General features: G+C 63.4%; 19 protein-coding genes. 12 read left to right on the top strand and 7 right to left on the bottom strand.

Translation table 11 applies throughout. From position 1 onward, the window contains the following. Nucleotides 1–68: 68 nt before the first annotated feature. The gene (gene ilvD, locus BPNPMPFG_RS26175) at nt 69–1913 is read right to left on the bottom strand and encodes a dihydroxy-acid dehydratase (RefSeq protein WP_258591494.1); all 1845 of its coding nucleotides are present in this window, start codon (nt 1911–1913) and stop codon (nt 69–71) included. A gap of 196 nt (nt 1914–2109) precedes the next feature. Between ilvD and BPNPMPFG_RS26170 the strand changes: the two genes are divergently transcribed. The 3 genes from BPNPMPFG_RS26170 (at nt 2110) to BPNPMPFG_RS26160 (ending at nt 3561) form a co-directional block, all read left to right on the top strand. Then, nucleotides 2110–2454, top strand: coding sequence for an ArsR/SmtB family transcription factor (locus tag BPNPMPFG_RS26170; protein ID WP_258591493.1), 345 nt, complete (start codon nt 2110–2112; stop codon nt 2452–2454). A gap of 70 nt (nt 2455–2524) precedes the next feature. Next, the gene (locus BPNPMPFG_RS26165; RefSeq protein WP_258591492.1) at nt 2525–3052 is read left to right on the top strand and encodes an SRPBCC family protein; all 528 of its coding nucleotides are present in this window, start codon (nt 2525–2527) and stop codon (nt 3050–3052) included. Nucleotides 3053–3090: 38 nt separating this feature from the next. Continuing rightward, nucleotides 3091–3561, top strand: a complete 471-nt coding sequence (locus tag BPNPMPFG_RS26160) for a VOC family protein (RefSeq protein WP_258591491.1) — start codon at nt 3091–3093, stop codon at nt 3559–3561. A 263-nt stretch (nt 3562–3824) separates the two neighbouring features. Here BPNPMPFG_RS26160 and BPNPMPFG_RS26155 read toward each other — a convergent pair whose 3' ends face one another. Beyond that, the gene (locus BPNPMPFG_RS26155; RefSeq protein WP_258591490.1) at nt 3825–5417 is read right to left on the bottom strand and encodes a peptide chain release factor 3; all 1593 of its coding nucleotides are present in this window, start codon (nt 5415–5417) and stop codon (nt 3825–3827) included. A 140-nt stretch (nt 5418–5557) separates the two neighbouring features. On the opposite strand from BPNPMPFG_RS26155, the gene BPNPMPFG_RS26150 reads away from it, so the two are divergent. Further along, a complete protein-coding gene (locus tag BPNPMPFG_RS26150) occupies nt 5558–6631 on the top strand; it encodes an NAD(P)/FAD-dependent oxidoreductase (RefSeq protein WP_258591489.1) in 1074 nt (357 codons plus the stop codon). On the opposite strand, the gene BPNPMPFG_RS26145 is transcribed toward BPNPMPFG_RS26150, so the two are convergent. From BPNPMPFG_RS26145 to BPNPMPFG_RS26135, 3 genes are all read right to left on the bottom strand, one after another. Beyond that, entirely contained in the window at nt 6625–7998 is a 1374-nt protein-coding gene (locus BPNPMPFG_RS26145) for an amidase (protein WP_258591488.1), read from the bottom strand. The genes BPNPMPFG_RS26150 and BPNPMPFG_RS26145 overlap by 7 nt on opposite strands. Nucleotides 7999–8328: 330 nt before the next feature. Continuing rightward, nucleotides 8329–9126 carry a class II glutamine amidotransferase gene (locus tag BPNPMPFG_RS26140; RefSeq protein ID WP_258591487.1) on the bottom strand — a complete coding sequence of 266 codons (798 nt, stop codon included), beginning with the start codon at nt 9124–9126 and terminating at the stop codon, nt 8329–8331. Nucleotides 9127–9141: 15 nt separating this feature from the next. Further along, on the bottom strand, nt 9142–9396 hold the full coding sequence (locus BPNPMPFG_RS26135) for a DUF6356 family protein (RefSeq protein WP_258591486.1): 255 nt from the start codon (nt 9394–9396) through the stop codon (nt 9142–9144). A gap of 114 nt (nt 9397–9510) precedes the next feature. On the opposite strand from BPNPMPFG_RS26135, the gene BPNPMPFG_RS26130 reads away from it, so the two are divergent. The 6 genes from BPNPMPFG_RS26130 to BPNPMPFG_RS26105 all read left to right on the top strand — a co-directional run bounded on the left by BPNPMPFG_RS26130 (nt 9511) and on the right by BPNPMPFG_RS26105 (nt 14381). Then, on the top strand, nt 9511–9981 hold the full coding sequence (locus BPNPMPFG_RS26130) for an Lrp/AsnC family transcriptional regulator (RefSeq protein WP_258591485.1): 471 nt from the start codon (nt 9511–9513) through the stop codon (nt 9979–9981). Between the two features lie 435 nt (nt 9982–10416). Continuing rightward, on the top strand, nt 10417–10902 hold the full coding sequence (gene dut, locus BPNPMPFG_RS26125) for a dUTP diphosphatase (RefSeq protein ID WP_258591484.1): 486 nt from the start codon (nt 10417–10419) through the stop codon (nt 10900–10902). Next, nucleotides 10902–11564 carry an HAD family hydrolase gene (locus tag BPNPMPFG_RS26120; RefSeq protein ID WP_258591483.1) on the top strand — a complete coding sequence of 221 codons (663 nt, stop codon included), beginning with the start codon at nt 10902–10904 and terminating at the stop codon, nt 11562–11564. Before dut ends, BPNPMPFG_RS26120 begins: the two co-directional genes overlap by 1 nt. A gap of 70 nt (nt 11565–11634) precedes the next feature. Then, entirely contained in the window at nt 11635–12489 is an 855-nt protein-coding gene (locus tag BPNPMPFG_RS26115) for a hypothetical protein (RefSeq protein ID WP_258591482.1), read from the top strand. Nucleotides 12490–12569: 80 nt separating this feature from the next. Next, nucleotides 12570–13373 (top strand): isocitrate lyase/PEP mutase family protein, encoded by an 804-nt coding sequence (locus BPNPMPFG_RS26110; RefSeq protein WP_258591481.1) that lies wholly within the window; start codon nt 12570–12572, stop codon nt 13371–13373. 12 nt (nt 13374–13385) lie between these two features. After that, nucleotides 13386–14381 (top strand): proline racemase family protein, encoded by a 996-nt coding sequence (locus BPNPMPFG_RS26105; RefSeq protein ID WP_258591480.1) that lies wholly within the window; start codon nt 13386–13388, stop codon nt 14379–14381. A gap of 7 nt (nt 14382–14388) precedes the next feature. On the opposite strand, the gene BPNPMPFG_RS26100 is transcribed toward BPNPMPFG_RS26105, so the two are convergent. Further along, complete coding sequence (locus tag BPNPMPFG_RS26100) at nt 14389–15099, bottom strand: sulfate transporter family protein (RefSeq protein ID WP_258591479.1); 711 nt, start codon at nt 15097–15099, stop codon at nt 14389–14391. A 380-nt stretch (nt 15100–15479) separates the two neighbouring features. Continuing rightward, nucleotides 15480–16382, bottom strand: coding sequence for a DMT family transporter (locus tag BPNPMPFG_RS26095; protein ID WP_258591478.1), 903 nt, complete (start codon nt 16380–16382; stop codon nt 15480–15482). Nucleotides 16383–16661: 279 nt separating this feature from the next. Here BPNPMPFG_RS26095 and BPNPMPFG_RS26090 point away from each other — a divergent pair, with 279 nt between their 5' ends. Together BPNPMPFG_RS26090 and BPNPMPFG_RS26085 are read left to right on the top strand one after the other, a co-directional pair. Continuing rightward, entirely contained in the window at nt 16662–17654 is a 993-nt protein-coding gene (locus BPNPMPFG_RS26090) for an adenosine kinase (RefSeq protein ID WP_258591477.1), read from the top strand. A 117-nt stretch (nt 17655–17771) separates the two neighbouring features. Then, a complete protein-coding gene (locus BPNPMPFG_RS26085) occupies nt 17772–18872 on the top strand; it encodes an ISAs1 family transposase (RefSeq protein ID WP_258590521.1) in 1101 nt (366 codons plus the stop codon). Nucleotides 18873–18885 lie beyond the last annotated feature (13 nt).

The following is an 18885-nucleotide window of genomic DNA, read 5'->3' as shown; positions in this document are numbered from 1 at the left end:
TCACTATACGGGGAGAAATGTCCGGCAGGACGATGAGGGGGCAGCGCCATACAGATGGAATTTCAGCTCTACTCCGGCACGAACCTGACCGCGCCCTTGGCCGCACTCGTCGCCATCGCGGCATAGGCGCGCAGGGCAGTCGTCACCTTGCGCTTGCGCTTTTCCTCGGGCTTCCAGGCAGCAACCCCCTTTGCTTCCATGGCTGCCCGGCGCGCGGCAAGTTCGGCATCGCTGACCGCGAGGCGGATGGTCCGGTTCGGGATGTCGATCTCGACCGTATCGCCCTCCTGCACCAGCCCGATCAAACCGCCTTCGGCGGCCTCCGGCGAGACATGGCCGATCGACAGGCCCGACGTGCCGCCGGAGAAGCGGCCGTCGGTGACCAATGCGCAGGCCTTGCCGAGGCCCTTCGACTTCAGATAGCTGGTCGGGTAGAGCATTTCCTGCATGCCGGGGCCGCCGCGCGGCCCCTCATAGCGGATGACGACGACATCGCCGGCCTTGATCTCGTTGGACAAGATCGCCTTGACGCTGGCGTCCTGGCTTTCGAACACGCGGGCCGGGCCGGTGAACTTCAGGATCGATTCGTCGACGCCGGCGGTCTTCACGATGCAGCCGTCGAGTGCCAGATTGCCTTTCAGCACGGCAAGGCCGCCATCCCTGGAGAAGGGATGCTGGGCTGAACGGATGACCCCCTTTTCGCGGTCGAGGTCGAGCTCGTCCCAGCGGCGGTCCTGGCTGAAGGCGACCTGCGTCGGCACGCCACCCGGTGCGGCGAGGAAGAAATCGCGCACGCTCTGACTGGTCGAGCGCGAAATATCCCAATGGTCGAGCGCGTCACCCAGCGTACGCGTGTGCACGGTCGGCAGGTCGCGATTGATCAAGCCGGCATTGTCGAGCTGGCCGAGGATGGCAAAAATGCCGCCGGCGCGGTGGACGTCTTCCATGTGGACATCGGACTTGGCGGGAGCCACCTTGCACAGCACCGGCACCTTGCGCGATAGCGCGTCGATGTCATCCTGATCGAAGTCGATCTCGCCCTCATGCGCGGCGGCCAGGATGTGCAGCACGGTGTTGGTCGAGCCGCCCATGGCGATGTCGAGCGTCATGGCGTTCTCGAAGGCGCCCTTCGAGGCAATGTTGCGCGGCAGCGCCGTCTCGTCATCCTGCTCGTAGTAGCGCTGAGCGAGATCGACGATCAGGTGGCCGGCTTCGACGAACAGCCGCTTGCGGTCGGCATGCGTGGCCAGCGTCGAGCCGTTGCCGGGCAGCGACAGGCCAAGTGCTTCGGTCAAACAATTCATCGAATTGGCGGTGAACATGCCGGAGCAGGAACCGCAGGTCGGACAGGCAGAGCGCTCGATGACCTTGACGTCCTCGTCGGAAATCTTGTCGTCGGCGGCCGCGACCATGGCGTCGACCAGGTCGAGCGCCTGCGTCTTGCCGGCGAGCACCACCTTGCCGGCTTCCATCGGGCCACCGGAAACGAAGACGGTCGGGATGTTGAGGCGTAAGCTGGCCATCAGCATGCCGGGCGTGATCTTGTCGCAATTGGAAATGCAGACCATGGCGTCGGCGCAGTGCGCGTTGACCATGTACTCGACCGAGTCGGCGATCAGCTCGCGCGACGGCAACGAATAGAGCATGCCGTCATGGCCCATGGCGATGCCGTCGTCGACGGCGATGGTGTTGAATTCTTTCGCAACGCCGCCGGCCTTCTCGATCTCGCGCGCGACCAGCTGGCCGAGATCCTTCAGATGCACATGACCCGGCACGAACTGGGTGAAGGAGTTGACCACCGCGATGATCGGCTTGCCGAAATCGGAATCCTTCATGCCGGTGGCGCGCCAGAGACCGCGGGCGCCGGCCATGTTGCGGCCATGGGTGGTGGTGCGGGAGCGATAGGCAGGCATGAATTTTCCTTGGCTGGCTGGCCGCGCTCGATGCGGAGCGTGGCGGCGCTGAATTCGGACCGCAGGCGTTATAGACGGGCAAGCCTGGTCTGGCCACAATTTTGCGATGCGCCAGCAAATCCGGAAGGCGGTTGACGAGGGCGGTTCGTCTGTATATAGCCAATCAGGTATATACCCTTTTGGCTATGGACATTCGATGGACCAGCTGGACGCCACCTTTGCCGCACTCGCCGATCCGACGCGCCGCGCCATCCTTGCCCGGCTCATCCAGGGCGAAGCGTCGGTGATGGAGCTTGCCGAGCCCTTCGCGATGAGCCAGCCGTCGATTTCCAAGCATCTCAAGGTGCTGGAAAACGCCGGACTGATTTCCCGTGGCCGCGACGCGCAGCGACGGCCCTGCCGGCTGGAAGCAAAACCGCTGGCCGAGGCCAATGACTGGCTGGAGCGTTACCGCAACATTTGGGAAGGCAACTTCCAGCGCCTCGACGCGCTGCTCGTCGCCATGCAGGCCGAGAAAGCTCCCGACAGTACGGACCAGTAGCCGAAAAATCAGGCCTGTGTCGGATTGCCGGCCGGCCGCACGTCCTTGGGCAAACATGAGGAGGATCATCGTGAGCACCACAACCTTGCCCGGCGCGACCGTCGCCACATTGACCGTGACCACGCCCAGTGACCGCGAAGTGCAGATCACCCGCCTCTTCGATGCGCCGCGGCCGATGGTCTTCGACTGCTGGACGATACCGGAGCTTTTGAAGGGCTGGCTGCACGGCCCCGATGGCTGGCGGCTGGCTGTCTGTGAAATCGACCTCAGGGTTGGCGGCGCCACGCGCTATGTCTGGCAGCACCGCGATGGCCGCAGCATGGGCATGAGCGGCGCCTATCGCGAAATCGTGCGCCCAGCCAGGATCGTCGCCACCGAATTGTTCGACGAGGACTGGACCGGCGGCGAGACGGTCGGGACCGTGGTCTTCACCGAACAGACCGGAAAGACGCTGCTGACGCAGACGGTGCTTTACGCCTCGCAAGCGGCCCGCGACGGCGCGCTCGGCACTGGCATGACTGGCGGCATGGCTGAAAGCTATGCCCAGCTCGACGCCTACCTTGCTTCCCTGCAGGACGCCGCCAAGGGCGCCGCCTGACCCTTCCTTCACCCCCAAGAGACAACGAGGAGCACGACATGCAGAAGATCACCACCTTCCTGTGGTTCGATGGCCAGGCCGAAGAGGCCATGAACCATTACATTTCCATCTTCAAGAATTCGAAGGCGCTGAGTGTGACACGCTGGCCCAAGGGCCACGCTCTTGAAGGCAAGGTGCTGGTGGCTTCGTTCGAGCTCGACGGCATACAATTCCAGGCGCTCAATGGTGGCCCGCAATACAAGTTCACCGAGGCGATCTCGCTGTCGATCGACTGCAAGACGCAGCAAGAGGTGGATCATTTCTGGAACAAGCTCATCGAAGAAGGCGGCGAGCCCGGACCCTGCGGCTGGCTGAAGGACAGGTTCGGCGTTTCCTGGCAGGTCGTGCCGGAGCAACTGCCAAGACTGCTTCAGGATCCGGACCAGGCCAAGGCCGGCCGTGTCATGGCGGCGATGATGCAGATGAGCAAGATCGACATCGCCAAGATCGAAGAAGCGGCCAGGGGCTGAGCACCGCACGATCTTCCTTCTCCTCCTTGCGGGCAGAGCAGTCGCATATGGATTCTTGCGAAGAAGGACCCCCACCCTGACCCTCCTCACAAGGGGGAGGGAACGCTGCCGCGTGCCCTTACTTCCTCTTTGGCGTCGAAAGCAGGCTATTTGCCAAGGTCAGCGCCAGCGAAAATCTCCCTCCCCCTTGTGGGGAGGGTTAGGGGTGGGGGTATATCGTAGAGCGAAAGCCTCGGCTTTCCACTTGCGGGGGAAAAGAAGGGTCAAGCCGCCTTGTCGCGGACCTGATAGTCCTTGATCGTGGCGAAGCGGATCGCCTTCCAGCGCTCGGCTTCGTAGTTGAGCGAGAAGGCGTGCTGGGCGAGGAACACCGGATCATTGTCGAGGTCGCGGGCAATGTCGCCGCGATGCGCCTCGATGAAGCGCAGAACCTCCGCCTTGTCGTCGGCCGATATCCAGCGGCAGACCGAAAAGCGCGACATCTCGAACTCGACCGGCAGCGTGTATTCGAAGTTCAGCCGCTCCTTCAACACGTCGAGCTGCAGCGCGCCGACGACGCCGACGATGGCCGGCGAGCCGTCCTCTGGCGAGAACAGCTGCACGACGCCTTCCTCGGCCATCTGGTGCAGCGCTTCCTTGAGCTTCTTGGCCTTCATCGCGTCGCCCAAGCGGACGCGGCGCAGGATTTCCGGCGCGAAATTCGGCACGCCGCGGAACAGGATTTCCTCGCCCTCGGTCAGCGTGTCGCCGATGCGCAGCGTGCCGTGGTTGGGAATGCCGACGACGTCGCCGGCGAAGGCCTCGTCGGCGGTGACGCGGGTGCGGGCAAAGAAGAATTGCGGCGCCGACAAGCTCATCGGCTTGCCGGTGCGCACCAGCTTGGCCTTCATGCCGCGCTCGAGCTTGCCGGAGCAGACGCGGACAAAGGCGATGCGGTCGCGATGGTTGGGGTCCATATTGGCCTGAATCTTGAAGACGAAGGACGTCATCTTGTCCTCGGTCGCCTCGACCTTGCGGGTGTCGGCTTCCTGTGCGCGCGGCGGCGGGCCAAAGGCACCAAGCGCCTCGATCAGGTCGCGCACGCCATAATTGCGCAGTGCCGAGCCGAAATAGACCGGCGTCAGATGGCCCTCGCGAAAAGCGTCGATATCGAGCGGACGGCAGGCTTCGCGCGCCAGTTCCAGCTCCTCGATGAAGGCCTCGCGCTCGTTCTCCGGCAGCAGCCCGGCGACACGGTTGGAATCGGGGCCGTTGACCGGCGTGCGTTCCTTTTCGTCGTCGCCCCTGCGCACCGCGTTCAGCGCCAGATGATAGGTGCCGGAAAAATTCTTGCCGCGGCCGATCGGCCAAGTGATCGGCGCTGTATCCAGCGCCAGTTTCTGCTCGATCTCGTCCAAAATCTCGAACGGGTCGCGGCTTTCGCGGTCCATCTTGTTGACGAAGGTGATGATCGGGATGTCGCGCAGCCGGCAGACCTCGAACAGTTTCAGCGTGCGCGGCTCGATGCCCTTGGCGGCGTCGAGGACCATGACGGCGCTGTCGACCGCTGACAGCGTGCGATAGGTGTCGTCGGCGAAGTCCTCGTGGCCGGGCGTGTCGAGCAGGTTGAAGACATTGTCCTCATATTCGAAGGTCATCACCGAGGTGACGACCGAAATGCCGCGCTCGCGCTCGATCTTCATCCAGTCGGACCGGGTCTGGATCTTGTCCTTCTTGGCCTTGACCTCACCGGCAAGCTGGATGGCGCCACCGAACAGCAGCAGCTTTTCGGTGAGCGTGGTCTTGCCAGCGTCCGGGTGCGCTATGATCGCGAAGGTGCGGCGGCGGGATACCGCTTGTTCGATGTCTTCAGCCAATTTTTGGAATCCTGTCTGTGGCGCGGGCTTCTAGCAGTGCATTTCCGGCCTGTCGAACAGATTTGACCGGATTGCCTGCTGGCACTTGAGATAGGTCCGTTGCGATGGCATCAAAAGACCCGGTTCGGCAGAGGTCCAGCATGAGCACCGCCAAAGAAGTGATCGTCATCGGCGCCGGCATCATCGGCGCCTCCATCGCCTGGCATCTGAGCAAGGTGGGCGCGCAGGTGACGGTCATCGCCGACAGCGCCGTTGGCGGGGTGGCGACGCCGAACTCGTTTGCCTGGATCAATGCCAGCTGGGGCAATCCGGAGCCGTATTTCCGGCTGCGCACCCGCGCCATGGCGGAATGGAAACGGCTCGCAAACGAGCTGCCTGGACTGCCGCTCGCCTGGTGCGGCGGGCTGTGCTGGGACCTGCCAGCCGACAGGCTCGAAGCCTACGCGGCCGAACACGCTTCATGGGGCTATGGCATCGAACGCGTTGGCCGCGACCGGGCGGCACAAATCGAGCCCAACCTCGTCGAGCCTCCCGATTTTGCCGTTTATGTTGCTGAAGAAGGCGTGGCCGAACCTGTGGCCACCGCGAAAGCGCTGCTGACCGACGCCGAACAGCGTGGCGCGAGAATGACGATCGGAGCCGTCACCGCTTTGGTGCTTTCCAACGGCAAGGTCGCCGGCGTGGAGATTTCCGGCCGGCCGATTGTCGCCGACGAGGTGGTGATCGCAGCCGGCACTGGCGCCCCAGCCATCGCCGCCACCGCCGGCATCAAGCTGCCGATCGAGACGCCGCCTGGTCTGATTGTCCACTCGCGGCCTTACAAAAAGCTGCTCAACGGGCTAGTGCACGCCGAGAAACTGCATATGAGACAGACGGCCGAGGGCCGCATCATCTCCGGCTCGGATTTCGCCGGCGGCGATCCCGGCCATGACCCTGAAGCCACGGCGCGCGAATTGTTCGCGGTAATGAAGGCAGCGTTGCGCGGCGCCAACGGGCTGGAACTCGATTTCCACACGGTCGGCTATCGTCCGACTCCGATCGATGGTTTTCCGATCATCGGCCGCGCCGAGGGCATGGACGGTCTCTATGTCGCGGTCATGCATTCGGGCATCACGCTGGCGCCGGCCGTCGGCCTGTTCGCCGCTCGGGAAATCCTCGACGGCGAGCGCGACCCGCTGCTGGCACCGTATGGACTGTCGCGCTTCGCTCAATAACCCGGCGGACGGCGAAAGCCGCCTGTCATTGGTTCGATTGCCTTGGCGATGCCGAGCAGCCGCGCTTCCGACCAGCGTTTGCCGACCAGTTGCAGGCCGATCGGCAAGCCTTCGCTGTCTCGTCCGCATGGCAGCGAAAGTGCGGGGTGGCCGCTGTAGTTGAAGACAGCGCCATAGGCCGGCAACATCCAGTAGCTTTGTTCCTTGCCGTCGACCTGGATCGGCGTGCCGGGCGCGCAATGCGGGAAGGCCGTGGTCATAGCGACCGGGCAGAGCAGCGCATCCCAGTCTTCGAAGAACCGGTCCCAGCCGAGAATGGATCTGTCGCGGCGGGCAAGCGCTTCGAACCAGCGTGACACCGGTGTCGGTTGCTGCGGCGGCTCCGGTTGCGCGGCCTCCATCATCATGCCGATCAGGGCGCCGCCCTGCGCGAGATCGTCGTGTAAATCGAGTTTTGGCAGTTTTGCTTCTTCAACGATCACCCCTGCCGATTGCACCTGCCTTGCCAGACCTTCGACTGCGGCGCTGATCTCGCCGGCCACCGGAAACCCGGGAAAGGATGGCGCCAAGGCGATGCGCAATGTCCTGAGGTCGAGCTTTGGCATGCCCTCGACCGGTACCGGCGCAAGATCGGTGTCGTTTCCATCCGGTCCGGCGATGATTTGATAGATCAACGCCAAATCTTCCACGCTGCGCGCCAGCGGGCCAAGGCAGGACATCAGCCGCACGCTGCGCGCGGCGGCGCCAGGATCGGGGAAGGCGCCAGCCAGCGAGACGCGGTGCTCCGTCGGTTTGAGCCCGTAAACACCGCAGAAGGCGGCCGGCAGCCGAATCGAATCCTGCATGTCGGTGCCGACATCGAACGGCGTCATCCCTGAGCTAAGTGCCGCCGCCGCACCGCCGCTGGAGCCGCCCGCGGTGCGCTGGAGGTCCCACGGATTGCCGGTGCGACCGAACAATGGATTGTTCGACTGCCAGTCGGACAGCATGGTCGCGACGTTGGTCTTGGCGAACAGCACGCCGCCGGCTGCCTTCAGCCTGATAACGATCGGGCTGTCGCGCCTGGCGATGTAGTCGGCGAAGGGCGGGAAGCCGACCGTGGTCTTCATGCCAGATGTCTCGTGCATGTCCTTCAGCGTGAACGGGACGCCATGCAGCGGCCCGAGCGCGGCGCCTTGCGCCTGGGCTACATCCGCCTTTTTGGCGCGCTCGCGGGCGCCCTCCCGGTCGAGCGGGATGACGGCGTTGACCGCCTTATTGTGCTCGTCGATCTGCGCCAGATGCGCATCAAGTGCCTCCACGGCGGAGATTGTCCGCGTGGCGATCGCGGCGGCGAGATCGACGGTTGAGGAAAAGACGGCGTCCATGACGATGCTCCGGCCTGGCCGCGGGTGTCGATTGACATGGAGGATTGCCGCGCGGCTTCAAGCCAAGTTCAGCATTTGAAACTCGCTAGCACTTGATCGTAATTGCGCAGGCTGGAACTGTTGAATTCGGCGCTCTACGGCGCCCCCCTCTGTCCTGCCGGACATCTCCCCCACAAGGAGGGAGATCGGCAGCTTCAGTGCTTCGTCCAATCCTGCAACGTTGGAGATTGGCGAAAGCCGCGATGACGGCCAATCTCCCCACCTGTGGGGGAGATGTCCGGTAGGACAGAAGGGGGCGCTGTCCCGCGACGCAAACAATTGGCGAAGAATTTACCCGACCAGCGCCAGCTTCGCGGCGGTCGGAGCAAAGGGACTGATGGCGATGCCGTCCCTGGTCATGGTGACGAAGCTCGATGGCGGGATCGCCTGCCAGTCGCCGCCCTCGCGGTCGAAGGGTTCGGAAACGATGCAGCGGCCGCCCTTGCGCAAGACGGAGGTGTAGAGCGTCGGGGCGTGGGCATCGGTCGCATAGCGCACCGCATGCAGCGCCTGTCCGTCCGAGAAAGCGGCGGTAAGCTTCAGCGCCGGCTCCAGCCCAACACGGCGCGAGGCTTCGAGCACGCGGCTGGTGGCGCGCGAGACGGCGCCTTGCGGATCGTCGGCCAATCCTTCGTCGATCATCAGCAGGAAAAACAATTCGGAATCGGTGGTGCCTTCGCGTTGGTCGAAGACGGCGTCGGACAGCGAATTCTCCAGCGCGCGGCGGATCTTTTCGAAGCCGCCGATCTGGCCGTTGTGCATGAACGACCAGCGCCCTGAGACAAAGGGATGGCAGTTCATGCGGCTGGTGGCGCCGCCGGTCGAGGCCCGCACATGGGCGAGGAACAGGCCGGATTTGATCTGCCGGCACAGGCTCTTCAGATTGGGATCGGACCAGGCCGGCAGGATATCGCGATAGAGGCCGGGCTCCTGACGGTCGCCATACCAGGCAAGGCCGAAGCCGTCGCCATTGGTCGGCGATTTCGCTTCCTGGGCGCAATGGCTCTGGGCGATCAGCGAGTGACAGGGCGCCGTGAGGATGTCTTCGAGAAAGACCGCTTCACCGAGATAGGCCGCCCATCGGCACATCGCTTCTGTCGTCCTCTAGGCACGATCCATCAGAGCCACCGGCTCCTTTGTCACGTGCGAGCCTCTGTTGTGCGTCCGCTCGTAAAGCTCGCGAACGATTCGGCTGGCGGTAGTCTCAAACAGAAATGGCAAGAAAGCGTGAACGAGCGCGGCACAAGCCGCCATAAGCAGCCGCGACGAGAACCAGGCGGCAAAACCCATATGACCGAAATAGGTCTCGCCGACCTTGGCCGGATGAGAGGTGAAGATTCTTGCGAGCCGTGACGACATGCTGGTTCCCCTTCAGCGCTTGACGTTCTGATGTGAGTATCCTGACACGCTTCGCCGGTTCATCGGTCTCAAAATGTCCTTGTATTTGGCCATCTCATGGGACAATCATCCCACATGACGCTGGAAATCGATGAAATCGACCGAAAATTGCTGACCGAATTGCAACGTGACGGCACACTGTCGGTAGACCAGCTGTCGGAACGGGTGGCCTTGTCGCGCAATGCCTGCTGGCGCCGGGTGAAGCGGCTAGAGGAGGATGGCGTCATCACCGGCCGGGTGGCGCTGGTCGATGCCGAAAAGCTCGGGCTTGGCCTCTCGGTGTTCATCCTGATCCGAACGTCCAACCACGACCCGGACTGGCTGCAGAAATTCCGGGCGGCGGTGACCGGTTTTCCCGAGATCACCGGCGTCTATCGCATGTCGGGCGACCTCGACTATGTCTTGCGTGCCCGCGTCGCCGACGTGAAGGCCTATGACCGGCTCTACCAGCGGCTTATCGCCAAGGTGGCGCTGTCGGACGTTTCCGCCTCCTTCGTGATGGAGGAGATCAAGGAGACGACCGTGGTTCCGATGGAACTGCGGTAGTCGCGGCGCCTGGGATCTGCCGGGTTAGAGGCCTGTTGGCAGACAGGATCTGATCTTAGATGTTCGCAATTGGCCGAAGCCTCCCCAACTTCGTCATCCTAGGGCGTAGCAGTCGCGAAGCGGCTGCGGAGACCCTGGGATCCATGCCGCGACCTTAGCGAAGTGTGCAGCGGAGCAGAATTTTGTACCGTGGCGAAGCGTCTGAGTCGCGGCATGGATTCTCGGGTCTGCGCTGCGTCGCTACGCTCCTTGCTCGGCCCGTGGATGACGAAGTGATGGGCGTTTTTCGCTAATCGCCAAGGCGTGCGGTCCTTCTGGCAACGACCGCCGACCTTCCGCGAAGGAACTCGGTCACAGTGATGCCCGAAAGAAAGACGTTGATAGCATTGCGGTCGAGTTGACCGAATCGCCGTTCGCGCCGATAGGATCGATTTTATGCGCGCAGCCCTTCAAACTCCCTCCGTCATCGGTCCGACCGTCGGCTTCGTCAGGTTGCCGCATGGTGAAGGACTTCCCCTCCCTGCCTATGAAAGCACCGGTGCGGCCGGCATGGATCTGCGTGCCGCGGTGCCGGATGACCGACCGCTGCTGATCCTACCGGGAAAACGCGCTTTGGTGCCGACCGGGCTGATCGTGGAAATTCCCGGAGGCATGGAAGGCCAGGTGCGGCCGCGCTCCGGTCTCGCCTTCAAGCACGGGCTGACCGTTCTCAACACGCCCGGCACTGTCGACAGCGACTATCGCGGCGAGGTGAAGGTGCTGCTGATCAATCTCGGCGACGAGGATTTCGCCGTGACGCGCGGCATGCGCATCGCCCAGATCGTTTTCGCGGCGGCGACGCAGGCTGCCGTGGAGGAACGCAGTCTGGCCGGTGGCACGGCGCGCGGTTCGGGCGGGTTCGGATCGACCGGCACCGCCTGATGTCTGAACTGCCAAAACTCGTTATCTTCGACTGCGACGGGATTCTGGTCGATACGGAGAACCTCGCCAATCGACGCCTTGCGGAATGGCTAAGTGCTGCCGGATATCCGACGAGCTTCGAATATTGCCGCAAGAATTTCTCCGGCCGCAGCATGGCGTCGGTGCAGAAAGAGATCGAAGAAAAGACGAGCGTCAGGCTCGGCGCCGATTTCGTCGACCGCTGGAATGCCGGCCTGCCGGACCTGTTCGCCCACGGGGTCGAGGCGATCCCCTATGTCCGCGAGTTTGTCGAAGCCGTGCGTGCGGCCGGCATCGCCTATTGCGTCGCCACCTCGGCCCGGGTGTCGAAGATGCACATCACGCTTGGCCAGACCGGGCTGTTGCCGCTGTTCGAACATGCGATGTTCAGTTCGACCATGGTCGGGCGCGGCAAGCCGTTCCCCGACCTGTTCCTGCATGCGGCGAAGACAATGGGCTTCGCGCCCGCCGACTGCATCGTCATCGAGGACAGCGTTGCCGGCACGCAAGCCGGCATCGCCGCCGGCATGCGGGTGTTTTCCTATCATGGCGACCCCTATTCCGACCGCGACGGCCTGATCCAGGCCGGCGGTATCCTGTTCGACGACATGCGCGAACTGGCCGGGCTGGTGCCAATCCACTGATCTAATCTTCAACTCGCCTGTACGCCTCGATTGTCCGTGCTAGCTTGGCGCCGCCAACTCGGGGCCACGCATGAAACCCACCCTGCTTCGCTTCTTCCTCGCCTTGATCCTGCTGCCGTTTCTCTGGACTACAGCCGGCGCGCAAGCCGTCAGCTTCCCGGACCTCGGCAGCGCGCTGCCAGGCCTCAAGGATTTCACCTATCTCGACCTGGCCAAGATGGTGATCCCAGATCTCGCCGCGGACAAGGACGGCTTCTACAGGGGTGGATTGCCGATCGAGATGCGCCACATCGAGGGGCCGGACAGCGGCGGTTCGCCACCCGAGACCACAGGCTTTTCCAGTGCCTCGGTGCTTGCCATCAAGGCCGGCGGCAAGGACCGGCTGACCATGCTGTTCGATCTCGGCGACTCTCCTGACAGCGCAGAAGGCTACGCGGTGTTGGCGCTCTACGACATCACCGGCAAGCCGAAACTGCTCGACGCGGTCAATGTCGCCAACGACCGCAGCACCTCTTTTCGCGAGCCCGGCAAGCTTTCCGTTGGCAAGAACGATGACGTCCTCATAGTCATGAGCTCGCATTTCAATTCGAGCCAGAACTATGTGATCACGCCGCTGATCATGGTCCGCGACGACAAATTCGAACTGATCGACATGATCTATACGTTCGATGAAAACCTGTGCGCCTACAGCCGCAAGCAGGACGTGTCTTTCCAGACCATCGCCGACGGCCAGCCCTTTGCCGCCATCAAGGTGACGGTGACCGATGCCACGATGCCCAACGGTGAAAGCTGCGACGACACGCCGCCCGTGGCTTCGTCGCAAGAGATTTCCGTTGCCTATCGCTGGGACACGAAGGCGTCGCGCTACGCCAAGGATTCCGACGCGCTGGACAAGTTGGCAGGAGAGAACGCCAAACGCTTCTGAACCAATCGCATTCGTTTGCCCGGGCAAGGCGGGCAGGCTAAAATCCGCTCCAGCACACCGCACAGGATGGGGGAACTACCATGGACAAGGGCAAGATCTTTCGCGACCTGCATGCCTCGACCTTCGTCATGCCCAATCCCTGGGATGTCGGCACGACGAAGCTGCTGGGATCGTTCGGCTTCAAGGCGCTGGCGACGACCAGCGCCGGCTTTGCCTTTTCGCGCGGCCTGCCGGACGGCGCGGTGACCTTCGAGGCGATGATCCATCATTGCCGCGAGATGACGGCGGCGACCACCCTGCCGGTCTCGGCCGATCTCGAGAAAGGCAAGGGCGACAGTGCCGAACAGGCCGCCGAAACCATTTTCGCCGCGGAAGCAGCCGGCCTTGCCGGCTGCTCGATCGAGGATCACACTGGCGATCCGGACAAGCCGATCTATGATTTTGCGCACGCTGTCGAGCGCGTCGCGGCGGCCGTCGAGGCAGCGCGGGCGCTCAAGCGCGATTTCGTCTTCACGGCGCGGGCCGAGAATTTCCTGTGGGGCAAGTCCGACCTCGACGACACCATCAAGCGGCTGCAGGCGTTCGAGAAGGCCGGCGCCGACGTGCTCTATGCGCCAGGCATCGGCGACGTCGAGATGGTGCGCACGATCTGCTCGGCGGTCGGCAAGCCGGTCAATGTGATGGCGAGGCCTGGCTTCACCGTCGCCGATCTCGCCATGGCCGGCGTCAAACGCATCTCGCTCGGACCGTGGCTGACCAATTTCGCCTATGGCATGCTGGAGACGGCGGCGCGCGAAATCCAGCAGGACGGCACGTTCGGCTTTACCCGCGCCGCCATGCCGTTCGGCAAATTGCAGGCGCTGTTTGCCAAATCTTCAGCTTAAAGGGGCCGTCGCATGACGCTGACCGTCGTCGACATGCATACGGGCGGCGAGCCGCTCAGGATCGTCACCGGCGGCTATCCCAGGATTCCGAAGGGTACCATCCTGGAAAAGCGCGCCTATGTGCGTGACCATCTCGATCATTTGCGCAAGATCCTGATGTTCGAGCCGCGCGGCCATTACGACATGTACGGCGCCTTGCTGGTCGAACCCGCCCTGCCCGGCGCCGACCTCGCCGTGCTGTTCATGCACAATGAGGGCTATTCGACCATGTGCGGCCACGCCATCGTCGCGCTCGGCCGCTACGCCGTCGATGAAGGGCTGGTGGCGAAACGCGAGCCGGTGACGACCGTCAACATCGAGGCGCCGTGCGGATTGGTCGTAGCCTCGGTGGAGGTGCGTGACGGCAAGGCCGGAGCGGTGTCGTTCGAAAGCGTACCGGCATTCCTGTTCGCCGGCGGCCAGACGATCGAATTGGAGGGCCATGGCACGATCGGCTTCGACATCGCCTATGGCGGCGCCTTCTACGCACTCGCCGACTGCCATCAGTTCGGGCTTGAGTTCGGCCGCGACCGGGTGCGCGATTTCGTCGATGCGGCGACGGCACTGACGAACAGGCTCAAGGCTGACTTTCCGCTGTCACATCCCGACCATGCCGATCTTGCCTTTCTCTACGGCACCATCCTGACCGATGGCGGCGATGGAGCCGGCAACGCGACGAAGAACATCTGTGTCTTCGCCGAAGCCGAGGTCGACCGCTCGCCGACCGGCTCCGGGGTCACCGCCCGGCTGGCCGCCATGCATGCCAAGGGCGAGATCGCCATCGGGCAGACGCGCACATTCGAGAGCATCGCCGGCTCGCGCTTTTCCGGCGCCGTTGTGAGGACGGCGAAGGCTGGCCCACACGAGGCCATCATCGCCCGCGTCGGCGGCCGCGCCTACTATTCCGGGCGGTCGGAATTCATCGTCGAAGCCGATGATGAGCTAGGGCGCGGGTTCCTGCTGCACTGAACAGAGTTTAGTTCCGCGAGACGCGTACCGCTTCCCGTGCCGATATCGCCTTATGCAGATGCACCATCATGGCGGCGGCGAACAGCGGTGTCACCAGGTTGAGCAACGGCACGGCGAGGAAGACCGATATGACCAGCCCGGCGAGGAACACCGTGCCGGCATAGTGCCTGCGCAAGGCCCTGGCCTCTTCTTCCGGGCGAAAGCGCATAGCGGCGAATTCGAAGAACTCGCGGCCGAGCAGATAGCCGTTGACGATGAAGAAGGCGGCGATGTTGACGCCCGGCACCAAGAGAAGCAGCAGGGCGACGATGTTGCCAAGGATGACGACGCCGAGGAATCGCATCGACAGCACCAGCGACCGCAGCGCCGGCATGGCGTGTCCTGCCGGATCGCCGGGATAGTCGGTGCGTTCGACCACGTCGGCGACATCGTCGAGGAACAGGCCGGCGACGATCGCCGTCACCGGCGCGATGAGCAGCGCCATCCCGAACGCCAGAGCGATGGCGGCAATGATGCCGCCCAGCCAGCCGGCCCAGGACGGCATGCCAGGCAACAGCGTGTGGAGCCACGGCAGGGCCAGCCACTCGACAAGGCTGGTCAGCCCAAACCACAAGGCCACCAGCGCCAGCAAGGTCAGGCCCAGCGTCTTGATGAACACAGAACGGAACTCGGGCGAGAACAACTGGCCGGCGGCGGCGCGGGCGGCGTCAGAGATCACGATGCTTCCAACCTCACGTCGATCAAATCGACCCGGAGATAGGCGACGCGCCCGCCTGCCACAAGCGCGGACTGCTCTTGGGCCAGAGCAATCGCTTCAGGTTTGAAACTCGCCCCAACTTTCCAAGCGCTAGCGCTGCCCCTCACCTGCCTGCCGGCATCCTCCCCCCGTATAGTGACGGGGAGAGGGGCGCTGTCATCGCCGGTTTCGCCAATTGTCAGTGCTGAAGAAAGGGCGCCAGCGTTGCGGTCAGCTTCTTTCTCCCCGTCACTATACGGGGAGAAATGCCCGGCAGGGCAATGAGGGGCGGCGCGAACTTCCACAATTGGTGATCTCCCCATAAATTGGAAACGGTCACCGGTCCGAAGCGATTGCCCTGTCTATCGGGCGAGTGCCGGCTTTCGCACCGGGATGGTCATCGCCGCGACGCCGGCGACAACAAACGCCATGCCAAGCCATGCGGTCGAACCAAGGCTTTCACCAAGGAAGACGGCGCCGATGCCGACGCCGATCGGCACCCGCAGATAGGCTTGCGAGGTGGTGCCGACCGAGCCCAGCGTGTGGATGAGGCGGAAATAGATGACGAAGGCCAGCGCGGTCGAAAACACCGACAGACCGAGCAAGGCCAGGATCGACACCCTCGACGGCGCCAGCGTCCATGGCTGGTCGAACACAAGGCTGAGCGGCACGAGGATGACGGCGCCGCACAGCATCGAACCGGCGGCCGGAAGCATCGGATCGAGGCCCTTGAAGCCACGGCCGAAAATCGCGGCACCGGCATAGCAGACCGTCGCCGCGACGATTGCCAACTGCGCCCAGAGTTCGTGACCGAGACCACCCAGCGCCTCGGTGCCGATGATGAGACAGATGCCGGTAATGCCGGCGCCAACGCCGATCAGTTTGCGCAATGTGACCGGCTCGTGGCGGGTGACGAGGGCGGTCAACAGGAAGGTGAAGATCGGCGAGGTCGCGTTGAGGATAGTGGCGAGGCCGGCATCGACCGAACGCTCGGCCGCGGCGATCAGGGTGAACGGCACGACGCTGTTGAGGCATGCCTGGAAGGCGAAGCGGCGCCAGCTTGCCGCATCGCTCGGCATGGCGAGCCCGCGCCAGCGGATGATGGCGAAGAGGATGCCACCCGCGATCAGGGTGCGGGCGGCAATGAACGTGACCGGCGGGATCGTCTCGACGCCGATCTTGATGAAGGTATAGGAAGCGCCCCAAAGCACCGCCAGCACGGCGAGCAGCGTCAGGTCGGTCGTCATGTCGTTTTTGGCAGGCATGGTTGGAGCGCCTTCGAAACGCAATCGGCTGATCAGGCTTGTAAGGGGCGCCGCGATGAAATGCTTCGGCCACGGTCGAATTGTCATAGCGCCTCGTTGCGGATGGCAATAGGAGTACCCTGATTTGCAGGAACCGCGGCTCCGCGCCTTCCTCGACAAGGGATGGTCATCGCCGCCACGCCGGCAACGACAGGAAATCGGTTGCCAATTTTCGGAGTCATGCTGTAGACCCGCCCGGGCATGGCAAGAAGCCGGCTCGGGTTTTTGGCGGAGACATTGATGCCGGATTATGACGTGCTTTGCATCGGCAATGCCATTGTCGACATCATCGCCCAGTGCGACGAGGACTTTCTCGAGACCAACGGCATCATCAAGGGCGCGATGAACCTCATCGATACCCAGCGCGCCGAACTGCTTTACAGCCGCATGGGCCCGGCGATCGAGGCGTCAGGCGGCAGCGCCGGCAACACGGCGGCCGGCGTCGCCAGCTTCGGCGGGCGCGCCGCCTTCTTCGGCAAGGTCTCGAACGATGCGTTGGGCGAGATCTACGCCCACGACATCCATGCGCAGGGCGTCGCCTTCGACACCAAGCCGCTGTCAGGCCTGCCGCCGACGGCGCGCTCGATGATTTTCGTCACCCCCGACGGCGAGCGCTCGATGAACACTTATCTCGGCGCCTGCGTCGAGCTTGGGCCGGAGGATGTCGAGGCCGACAAGGCTTCTGGTGCCAAGGTCACCTATTTCGAGGGTTACCTGTGGGACCCGCCGCGCGCAAAGGAGGCGATCCGGCAGACGGCGAAGCTGGCGCATGCGGCAGGCCGAGAAGTGTCGATGACACTCTCGGATTCGTTCTGCGTCGACCGCTACCGCGACGAGTTCCTCGACCTGATGCGCTCGGGCACCGTCGACATCGTCTTTGCCAACAGCCACGAGATCAAGTCGCTCTACCAGACATCGTCGTTCGACGAGGCACTGGCGCAGATCCGCAAGGATTGCCGGATCGCCGCCGTGACCCGCTCGGAAAAAGGATCGGTCATCGTGCGCGGCGGCGAGACCGTGGTCATCAAGGCGACGGCGATCAGGGAACTGGTCGACACGACGGGCGCCGGCGACCTCTATGCCGCCGGTTTCCTGCATGGCTACACGCAAGGCCGCGACCTGCAGACCTGCGGCGACCTTGGCTCACTGGCGGCCGGATTGGTGATCCAGCAGATCGGGCCCAGGCCTCGGCAGAACCTGCGCCGCGAGGCTGAACAGGCAGGGTTGCTGTAGGAACAGGCTGCCGGTCTCCCCCTCGTGGGCAGGGGAATCGCATTTGAGTAAAAGTAGGTCTTGCGGACTGTGGAAAGGTTGATTCTTTAGGGGCTTTGTCTTTGAAGGAGAGGCCCAATGCCATTGCTGCTTTCGATTTTGCGGGAAGTACAAGACCCGCGTGACGTCAACGCGCGTCATGATCTGGCGGAGCTTCTGTTTTTGGCCTTGGCTGCGACGTTGTGCGGCGCCAAAAGCTGCGTGGATATTGCCGATTTCGTCGAGGGTCAGGAAGAAGAGCTGAAAGAGATCGTGGTGCTGGAGCATGGCTGTCCGAGCCACGACACGTTCAGCCGGGTGTTTCGACTTCTCGATGCCGATGAGCTTGCGCGCAGCTTTGCCAGCTTCATGGCGGCGCTGCGCCAAACGCTCGGACTTTCGCCGCCACGCGGCGTGGTGGCCGTCGACGGCAAGGCGTTGCGGCGCGGCTATGCGAAGGGGCGGGCTTTCATGCCACCTTTGATGGTGAGCGTGTGGGACGCCGAGACGAGGCTGTCGATTGCCGCTGCCCGCGCGCCTGAGGGCGACGAGGTCAAAGCCACGCTGGATCTTCTGAAGAGCTTGGATTTGAAGGGCTGTACAGTGACGGCCGATGCGCTGCACTGCCGCCCCGACACCGCCAAGGCGCTGATCGGCAAGAAGGCGCATTATGCGCTGGGGCTGAAGCCCAATCGTCCCAAGCTGTTTGCCGCGGCCGAACGAAGCTTCGCCCAAGCCGGCGAGATCGCGTTCTTTGAGACCAGCGACAGCGCGCATGGCCGCACCGAGACGCGAAGGGCTTCGGTCCTGCCGCTCAAGCGGCTGCTCGACCTGCCGGGCTTTCCCGGCCTCAAGGCGATCGGACGCATTGAGGCCTCTCGCAGCGTGGCAGGCGGCAAATCCAGTACCTCCGTGCGCTATGTCGCGCTCTCCAAAGTGCTTACCCCCAAAAGACTGGCCGAGACGCTCAGAGCACATTGGACAATCGAGAACCAGTTGCATTGGAGCCTCGACGTCGTCTTCCATGAGGACGACGCTCGCTCCCGCAAGGACAACGCCCCGCAAAACCTCGCCGTCATCAGACGCCTCGCGCAAAACATCTTGCAAGCCCATCCTCTCGACAAACCCATCGCAAGCAAAATGCGCAGAGCCAGATGGAACAAAGACTTCTTCTTCCAGCTCTTTACTCATATGCGATAGCCCTGCCCTCAAG

Source organism: Mesorhizobium sp. AR07, assembly GCF_024746815.1.
Taxonomy (GTDB): domain Bacteria; phylum Pseudomonadota; class Alphaproteobacteria; order Rhizobiales; family Rhizobiaceae; genus Mesorhizobium.
This window is presented reverse-complemented; position numbering and strand designations above follow the sequence as displayed.

Coding starts and splice junctions, on each gene's coding strand:
- ilvD (WP_258591494.1), bottom strand. CDS start 1,913: ATGCCTGCCTATCGCTCCCGCACCACCACCCATGGCCGCAACATGGCC.
- BPNPMPFG_RS26170 (WP_258591493.1), top strand. CDS start 2,110: ATGGACCAGCTGGACGCCACCTTTGCCGCACTCGCCGATCCGACGCGC.
- BPNPMPFG_RS26160 (WP_258591491.1), top strand. CDS start 3,091: ATGCAGAAGATCACCACCTTCCTGTGGTTCGATGGCCAGGCCGAAGAG.
- BPNPMPFG_RS26150 (WP_258591489.1), top strand. CDS start 5,558: ATGAGCACCGCCAAAGAAGTGATCGTCATCGGCGCCGGCATCATCGGC.
- BPNPMPFG_RS26145 (WP_258591488.1), bottom strand. CDS start 7,998: ATGGACGCCGTCTTTTCCTCAACCGTCGATCTCGCCGCCGCGATCGCC.
- BPNPMPFG_RS26140 (WP_258591487.1), bottom strand. CDS start 9,126: ATGTGCCGATGGGCGGCCTATCTCGGTGAAGCGGTCTTTCTCGAAGAC.
- BPNPMPFG_RS26135 (WP_258591486.1), bottom strand. CDS start 9,396: ATGTCGTCACGGCTCGCAAGAATCTTCACCTCTCATCCGGCCAAGGTC.
- BPNPMPFG_RS26130 (WP_258591485.1), top strand. CDS start 9,511: ATGACGCTGGAAATCGATGAAATCGACCGAAAATTGCTGACCGAATTG.
- dut (WP_258591484.1), top strand. CDS start 10,417: ATGCGCGCAGCCCTTCAAACTCCCTCCGTCATCGGTCCGACCGTCGGC.
- BPNPMPFG_RS26120 (WP_258591483.1), top strand. CDS start 10,902: ATGTCTGAACTGCCAAAACTCGTTATCTTCGACTGCGACGGGATTCTG.
- BPNPMPFG_RS26115 (WP_258591482.1), top strand. CDS start 11,635: ATGAAACCCACCCTGCTTCGCTTCTTCCTCGCCTTGATCCTGCTGCCG.
- BPNPMPFG_RS26110 (WP_258591481.1), top strand. CDS start 12,570: ATGGACAAGGGCAAGATCTTTCGCGACCTGCATGCCTCGACCTTCGTC.
- BPNPMPFG_RS26105 (WP_258591480.1), top strand. CDS start 13,386: ATGACGCTGACCGTCGTCGACATGCATACGGGCGGCGAGCCGCTCAGG.
- BPNPMPFG_RS26095 (WP_258591478.1), bottom strand. CDS start 16,382: ATGCCTGCCAAAAACGACATGACGACCGACCTGACGCTGCTCGCCGTG.
- BPNPMPFG_RS26090 (WP_258591477.1), top strand. CDS start 16,662: ATGCCGGATTATGACGTGCTTTGCATCGGCAATGCCATTGTCGACATC.
- BPNPMPFG_RS26085 (WP_258590521.1), top strand. CDS start 17,772: ATGCCATTGCTGCTTTCGATTTTGCGGGAAGTACAAGACCCGCGTGAC.